Annotated in this window: 8 protein-coding genes and 1 pseudogene; 5 read left to right on the forward strand and 4 right to left on the reverse strand. The window is 68.5% G+C overall.

The window, feature by feature from the left end:
- Positions 1 to 130: 130 nt before the first annotated feature.
- Complete coding sequence (locus tag SSP29_RS50865) at positions 131 to 379, forward strand: chaplin (RefSeq protein WP_089107841.1); 249 nt, start codon at positions 131 to 133, stop codon at positions 377 to 379.
- A 229-nt stretch (positions 380 to 608) separates the two neighbouring features.
- On the opposite strand, the gene SSP29_RS50870 is transcribed toward SSP29_RS50865, so the two are convergent.
- On the reverse strand, positions 609 to 1,394 hold the full coding sequence (locus tag SSP29_RS50870; RefSeq protein WP_089107842.1) for an Rv1486c family protein: 786 nt from the start codon (positions 1,392 to 1,394) through the stop codon (positions 609 to 611).
- A 150-nt stretch (positions 1,395 to 1,544) separates the two neighbouring features.
- On the opposite strand from SSP29_RS50870, the pseudogene SSP29_RS50875 reads away from it, so the two are divergent.
- The 3 genes and pseudogenes from SSP29_RS50875 to SSP29_RS50885 all read left to right on the forward strand — a co-directional run.
- A pseudogene (locus tag SSP29_RS50875) lies at positions 1,545 to 2,069 on the forward strand (ABC transporter ATP-binding protein); the annotation flags it as partial.
- A gap of 338 nt (positions 2,070 to 2,407) precedes the next feature.
- The gene (locus tag SSP29_RS50880) at positions 2,408 to 2,839 is read left to right on the forward strand and encodes an NfeD family protein (RefSeq protein WP_089107844.1); all 432 of its coding nucleotides are present in this window, start codon (positions 2,408 to 2,410) and stop codon (positions 2,837 to 2,839) included.
- Between the two features lie 130 nt (positions 2,840 to 2,969).
- Positions 2,970 to 3,914, forward strand: coding sequence for an SPFH domain-containing protein (locus SSP29_RS50885; RefSeq protein WP_089107845.1), 945 nt, complete (start codon positions 2,970 to 2,972; stop codon positions 3,912 to 3,914).
- 116 nt (positions 3,915 to 4,030) lie between these two features.
- On the opposite strand, the gene SSP29_RS50890 is transcribed toward SSP29_RS50885, so the two are convergent.
- From SSP29_RS50890 to SSP29_RS50900, 3 genes are all read right to left on the reverse strand, one after another.
- A complete protein-coding gene (locus SSP29_RS50890) occupies positions 4,031 to 4,540 on the reverse strand; it encodes an HNH endonuclease (RefSeq protein WP_089107846.1) in 510 nt (169 codons plus the stop codon).
- Positions 4,541 to 4,707: 167 nt separating this feature from the next.
- Entirely contained in the window at positions 4,708 to 5,247 is a 540-nt protein-coding gene (locus tag SSP29_RS50895; protein ID WP_089107847.1) for a YbhB/YbcL family Raf kinase inhibitor-like protein, read from the reverse strand.
- Between the two features lie 65 nt (positions 5,248 to 5,312).
- Entirely contained in the window at positions 5,313 to 6,095 is a 783-nt protein-coding gene (locus tag SSP29_RS50900; protein ID WP_089107848.1) for a sporulation protein, read from the reverse strand.
- A 139-nt stretch (positions 6,096 to 6,234) separates the two neighbouring features.
- Between SSP29_RS50900 and SSP29_RS50905 the strand changes: the two genes are divergently transcribed.
- The gene (locus tag SSP29_RS50905) at positions 6,235 to 6,885 is read left to right on the forward strand and encodes a DNA-3-methyladenine glycosylase (RefSeq protein ID WP_089107849.1); all 651 of its coding nucleotides are present in this window, start codon (positions 6,235 to 6,237) and stop codon (positions 6,883 to 6,885) included.
- Positions 6,886 to 7,274 lie beyond the last annotated feature (389 nt).

Raw genomic sequence — 7,274 nt, forward strand, 5'->3', positions numbered from 1 at the left:
CGCCTTCCGGGCTGAGATTCATACCGTCGTGGGAATGTCACCCGGACGGCGCATCCTCTCCCGGCCGCCGCCGTTCTTCAGGGCGTGCTGCGGCGACCGCCGTGGCGATCGCCAAGGAGGGGCTCAAGAAGTGAAGAACCTGAAGAAGGCAGCGGCCGTGACGATGGTGGCCGGCGGGATCGTGGCCGCCGGTGCGGGAATGGCCTCCGCCCACACCGGCGGCGCCGGTGCGGCCGGCGCGGCCCACGGTTCTCCGGGCGTCGTCTCGGGCAACGTCATCCAGGCCCCGGTGGACGTTCCGGTCAACGTCGTCGGCAACAGCATCAACGTCGTCGGCGTGCTGAACCCCGCCTTCGGAAACCTCGGCCTCAACCACTGAGACCGCGCCGCACGGCGGCATCGACCTCCGGCCTTCCGGGCGCCCCCCGGAAGGCCGGTCGGCTTTTGCGCCCAGCGACCCTTCGTCCCAGTGATCCGAACGGGCAGTCACGGCCCGGCCTCCCGCACATCGCCAAGAAGGCCGCCGTCGCCATGACCAACACCGCGGTCAACAAGCAGGACCGGCGCGACCGTCGAGGGCTGCGTCGGCGGTGTGGCCCTCACCTCGGCTAACGCCCCCGCTCGCGCTCCTCCACCATCGAGTTGTACGCCGCGACCTGCGCCCGCCGGGCCGTCCGCTCCACCGGCCGCAGCGCCAGCGACCGCCCCGCCATCTCCGACGCGCTCACCGCCCCGCCGTGCCCGTTCTCATAGGCCAGCGAGATCAGCAGTCCCACCCGCTGTGCCAGCTCCAGCACCCGCACCGCCCGCGGCGGATACCCCGGCGCCAGTACCTCCCGCCCCCGCTCGGCCCGCGCCCGGTACGCGTCGATCGCCGCCTCCGCCACCCGCCCCGACCCCGCGACGTCCAGCTTCGACAACATCTCGGTGGCGTCCCGCAGCGCCTCCGCCAGCTCCCGCTCCGCCTCACCGAGCGACGGCACGTCGGCCGGCGGCGCCTCCCGCACCGGCAGCACGTGCCAGACCACCTCGACATGCACATCACCGGCGGGCCCGGCCTCGTACACCTCCGGCACCAGCCCGAGCGCGGCACCGTGACAGATCACGGCCTCCTCGGCCTCCAGCGCCCGCGCATTGAACTCCGGCGGCCCGCTCAGCCCCAGCGGATGCCCCGGCGCCGGCAGCGCGACCCGCAGCCCGGTCGTCCCCACCGTCCGCAGCCGCCCCAGCGCGAGCGTGAGCCCGACCGGAGCGGACTCACCCGGCAGCCCCTCGACCCGATGCACCGCGTCCTCGCCGACGATGGCGAGGACGGCGTCATCCGGAGAGGCAAGTCCGGCCAAAAGGGCATTTCCCCAAGCGGCAAGGCGTCCTGAACGCGGTTCCGAGAGCATGCCTCCACCCTAAGGACAGGACCGATGGAATGGAGCGCCGCACTCGTGGCGTAGATTTCGTAGGGGCTGCGCCCACCGGCGCCGCCGCCCGAGCCACAGGCGTACGCGACAGCCGAGAACGGCGACACTGCAAGGGGAGACAACGCGCTCATGAGCGATGTTCTGGAGCTTCAGGACGTATCCGTGGTCCGGGAGGGCCGGGCTCTGGTGGACCAGGTCTCCTGGTCGGTGAAGGAGGGCGAGCGCTGGGTCATCCTCGGCCCCAACGGCGCCGGCAAGACCACCCTCCTCAACGTCGCGTCCAGCTACCTCTTCCCCAGCAAGGGCACCGCCACCATCCTCGGCGACACCCTCGGCAAGGTCGACGTCTTCGACCTCCGCCCGCGCATCGGCATGGCCGGCGTCGCCATGGCCGAGAAGCTCCCCAAGCGCCAGACCGTCCTGGAGACCGTGCTCACCGCCGCCTACGGCATGACCGCCCACTGGCAGGAGGAGTACGACGAGGTCGACGAGCAGCGCGCCCGCGCCTTCCTGGACCGCCTCGGCATGACCGAGTACGTGGACCGGAAGTTCGGCACCCTCTCCGAGGGCGAGCGCAAGCGCACCCTGATCGCCCGCGCCCTGATGACCGACCCCGAGCTGCTCCTCCTCGACGAACCCGCCGCAGGGCTCGACCTCGGCGGCCGCGAGGACCTGGTCCGCCGCCTCGGCCGGCTCGCCCGGGACCCGATCGCCCCCTCCATGATCATGGTGACCCACCATGTCGAGGAGATCGCCCCCGGCTTCACCCACGTCCTGATGATCCGTCAGGGCAAGATCCTCGCCGCCGGCCCGCTGGAGCTCGAACTCACCTCCCGCAACCTCTCCCTCTGCTTCGGCCTCCCGCTCGTCGTCGAGCAGCTCGGCGACCGCTGGACCGCCCACGGACTGCCCCTGTCCTGACGGGTTCTGACGCGCCCTGACCCGGCAAAGCGCTCTGTCGGGGGCGGCACCCCCGGCCGTACCATGACTGTGTGAACAGCATCGACGCATGGGTGTGGTGGCTCGTCGTCGCGGCGGCGCTCGGAATTCCGCTCGTGGTGACCGCAATGCCGGAGTTCGGCATGTTCGCGGTCGGTGCCGTGGCCGCCGCCGCCACCGCCGGACTCGGCGCGGGCGTCGTGCTCCAGGTACTCGTCTTCGTCGTCGTCTCGGTCGCGCTGATCGCCGTCGTACGGCCCATCGCCAACCGGCACGCCGCCCAGCGGCCCCAACTCGCCACCGGAGTCGACGCCTTGAAGGGCAGACAAGCCGTCGTACTCGAACGCGTCGACGGCGCGGACGGACGGATCAAGCTCGCGGGCGAGATCTGGTCGGCGCGCTCCCTCCACCCGGACCGCGCCTACGAAGTGGGCCAGGAGGTGGACGTCGTGGAGATCGAGGGGGCCACGGCGATTGTCATCTGACCTCGTAAGACTCAACTGAACAGAAGAGTCCCCGAGTTGCGCGTGCGTCTGTCAGACTCATCCAGCAAGATCTTCAACAACCATAAGATCTTCCGAAGCGCCGAGGCGGAGAAGGGTACGGGGAGCGACGATGGAACCGGTCATCATCGTCCTGATCATTCTGGTGGTGTTGGTCTTCATCGCCCTGATCAAGACGATCCAAGTCATCCCGCAGGCGAGCGCCGCCATCGTCGAGCGCTTCGGCCGCTACACGCGGACACTGAACGCGGGCCTCAACATCGTGGTCCCGTTCATCGACACCATCCGCAACCGCATCGACCTGCGTGAACAGGTCGTACCGTTCCCGCCGCAGCCGGTGATCACCCAGGACAACCTGGTGGTGAACATCGACACCGTCATCTACTACCAGGTGACGGACGCCCGCGCGGCCACGTACGAGGTCGCCAGCTACATCCAGGCCATCGAGCAGCTGACGGTCACCACGCTCCGCAACATCATCGGCGGCATGGACCTGGAGCGCACCCTGACCTCCCGCGAGGAGATCAACGCGGCCCTGCGCGGCGTCCTCGACGAGGCCACCGGCAAGTGGGGCATCCGCGTCAACCGCGTCGAGCTCAAGGCGATCGAACCGCCCACCTCCATCCAGGACTCGATGGAGAAGCAGATGCGCGCCGACCGTGACAAGCGCGCCGCGATCCTCACCGCCGAAGGCACGCGCCAGGCCGCGATCCTCACTGCCGAGGGCGAGAAGCAGTCCCAGATCCTGCGCGCCGAGGGCGAGGCCAAGGCGGCGGCGCTCCGCGCGGAGGGCGAGGCCCAGGCGGTCCGCACGGTCTTCGAGGCGATCCACGCCGGCGACCCGGACCAGAAGCTCCTCTCCTACCAGTACCTCCAGATGCTCCCGAAGATCGCCGAGGGCGACGCCAACAAGCTCTGGATCGTCCCCAGCGAAATCGGCGACGCCCTCAAGGGCCTCTCAGGCGCGATGGGCAACTTCGGCAACCTGGGCGGCGGTTCAAACGGCGGCGGCAACGTCCCGGCACAGGAGCGCAGGGAAAAGCCCAACATCGACTGACCGTTCCGGAAAACAAAGGTTCCCCGCACCCACCGTCTTGTTCTTGGGGGAGCGGGGAACTGCGCGATCAGCCACAACGCAGCCGCAGCCGCCGAACGACCGGAACCGGCACTCTCTTAGGCGGCTACATCCCCTGCCAGCCACTCAGGCAACGCCGCCAAATCCTCGGCCCCCATAGCCAACAGCATCGCATCCTGCGGCGAAGGCTCGAACGGCCTCCGAAGCAACGGCATCCCCGCCTGCTCCGGCGTCCGGTCCGCCTTCCGGTGATTGTCCTCCGCGCACGAGGCCACCGTGTTCAGCCAAGAGTCCTGACCGCCCTGGGCCCGAGGCACCACATGGTCGACGGTCGTCGCCCGCCGCCCGCAGTACGCGCACCGGTGCCGGTCCCTGACCAGCACCCCCCGCCTCGACCAGGGCGCCTGTCTCCGGAACGGCACCCGTACATAACGGCACAGCCTGATCACCCGGGGCGCGGGTATGTCCACATCCGCACCGCGCATGCGCAGTTCGGGGTGGGCCTGCTCGACGACGGCCTTGTCCTGGAGCACCAGAACAACGGCGCGGTTCAACGTCACCGTAGACAGCGGCTCGAAGCTCGCGTTCAGCACCAGCGTGTCACGCATCCAGCCCACCTCCCATGTGCACCGTGCCCACCCCCGGCGGGCTTGGATCAACTCTGGACGGGCGCGCCGAGATGGACAACGCAATAAAAACTGCCCGCCCCTGATCACTTCCATGACCAGAGGCGGGCAAACGTTCAATGAACGCTCAGCTGATTTCGCGCGCCGCGTCAGCCCTGCTCGGGGTTCTCGTACTCCCCGATGAGCTGGGCACGCGCGATCGCGTGGAACCGCAGGTTGAACCCGACGACGGCAGGCGACACATCGGCGTCCGGACCGAGCTTCTCCTGGTCCACCGCGTACACCGTGAAGACGTACCGGTGCGGCCCGTCCCCGGGCGGCGGCGCGGCACCGCCGAAGTCCTTCGACCCGTAGTCGTTGCGCACCTGCACCGCGCCCTCGGGCAGCCCCTCGAACTTGCCGCTGCCCGCGCCGGCCGGCAGCTCGGTCACCGAGGCCGGGATGTCGAACACGGTCCAGTGCCAGAACCCGCTGCCCGTCGGGGCGTCGGGGTCGTAACAGGTCACGGCGAAGCTCTTGGTCTCGGCCGGGAAGCCCTCCCACCGCAGCTGCGGCGAGGTGTTGCCCTTGGCGTAGACCTGAGCGTCCTTGAGCGTCGCCCCTTCCACGATGTCCTCGCTCGTCACCGTGAACGACGGGACGGGCGGATGGAAGTCATGGGGGAGAGGCCGCCGCTTGAGCTCGGTCACCTCGGTACCTCCTGATCGGTACTGATCGATTACGGAACCCGTCACGGAATCCGCAGTTCCCGAGCCTAGAACCAGTTGCGCTTGCTGCCGACCTCGGACAGCCACTGGTTGAGATAACCCGCCCAGTCGGTCCCGTGGAAGTCGTGCAGACCCACCTGGAACGAGCGGAACGTGTCGCTGCCCTCGCTGAACAGCCCCGGCTTCTTGTCCATTTCGAGGATGACGTCCATGGCGTGCGCGTCCGCCACGAAGCTCAGCTCGACCTGGTTCAGCCCCCGGTACTGGGACGGCGGGTGGAACTCGACCTCCTGGTAGAACGGCAGCGTCTGCCGCGTCCCCCGGATGTGCCCCTTCTCCAGGTCCGCGGTCTTGAAACGGAAGCCCAGCTGGATGAAGGCGTCCAGGATCGCCTTCTGCGCCGGCAGCGGATGCACGTTGATCGGGTCCAGATCCCCGGAGTCGACGGCACGCGCGATGTCCAGCTCGGTGGTCACCCCGATGTTCATCCCGCGCAGCGCCTGCCCGTCGATCATCGTGACGGGCGTCTCCCACGGAATCTCCAGCCCGAACGGCACCGCGTGCACGGCCCCGGCCTGAAGCTCGAAGGCACCGCCGAGCCGCACCTTGCCGAAGCCGATGTTCTGCTTGTACTCCTCGTCGCCGCTCTCCACCTCGACCCGCGCCTGGAGACCCACGGACAGTCCCTGGATCTCCTGGTTCACCGAGCCGCCCTGGATCCGCACCTCGCCCTGGACCACACCGCCCGGTACGACGTTCACCTCGGTGAGCACCGTCTCGACGGACGCCCCGCCGGCCCCCAGGCTCGCGAGCAGCTTCTTGAACCCCATGACTCTCCCTCTATTACGTACGGACCCTTGATCCCTACAAACGCGATCCGGTCGCGACCGGTTCCGGCCCACACCCTGGCAAGCAGACGAATCCTTGACCAGCCCTTGGCGTACCCGGACTGGACTACCCTCGGTCGCCATGATCGCGCCCCCGGACCGTACGCCACTCCCCAGAACCTTCTTCGACCGCCCTGTACTGGAGGTCGCCCCCGACCTCCTGGGCCGCGTCCTGGTCCGCACCACCCCGGACGGTCCGATCGCGGTGCGCCTCACAGAGGTGGAGGCGTACGACGGCCCGAACGACCCCGGCTCGCACGCCTATCGCGGCCACACCCCCCGCAACGACGTGATGTTCGGTCCGCCCGGACATGTGTACGTCTACTTCACCTACGGCATGTGGTTCTGCATGAACCTCGTCTGCGGTCCCGAGGGCACCCCGAGCGCGGTCCTGCTCCGCGCCGGCGAGATCGTCGAGGGCGCCGAGCTCGCACGTAAACGTCGACTTTCGGCCCGATACGACAGAGAACTGGCCAAAGGACCGGCCCGCCTGGCCACCGCCCTGGGCGTCGACCGGGCCCTGGACGGCACGGACGCGTGTGCCGCCGGCGAGACACCCCTGCGGATAGTGACCGGCACGCCCGTACCCTCCGACCAGGTACGCAGCGGTCCGCGCACCGGAGTCGCCGGCGAGGGCGGCAACGGCGACGCCCATCCCTGGCGCTACTGGGTCGCCAACGACCCCACGGTGAGCCCCTATCGGGCCCATGTACCCAGGCGCCGCTCAAGTTGACGCGTCCCTGGAAGGTGCGTAATGTGGCCCGAGCCGCTTGAACCGGGTACGGCAATCGCCAGCAGCCGGAAGCGGCCACCCACTACCTACGACTTCCCCTGACGGGGTCGATTTCGGCATGCCCGCATGCCCGAATTCGAACTCGCGGGACTCGATTATGAGTCCCGACGGGAATCGGCTAACGTAGTGAATGTCGAAAGGCCGACGGGCGAAAGCCGGAAAGCCCAAGACAATCCCGCCGACCGGGAATCGGACGCCGAAAGGATCTGATAGAGTCGGAAACACCGAAGGGAAGCCCGGAGGAAAGCCCGAGAGGGTGAGTACAAAGGAAGCGACCGTTCCTTGAGAACTCAACAGCGTGCCAAAAGTCAACGCCAGATATGTTGATG

It is taken from the genome of Streptomyces hyaluromycini (genome assembly GCF_002217755.1).
In the GTDB taxonomy this organism is placed as follows: domain Bacteria; phylum Actinomycetota; class Actinomycetes; order Streptomycetales; family Streptomycetaceae; genus Streptomyces; species Streptomyces hyaluromycini.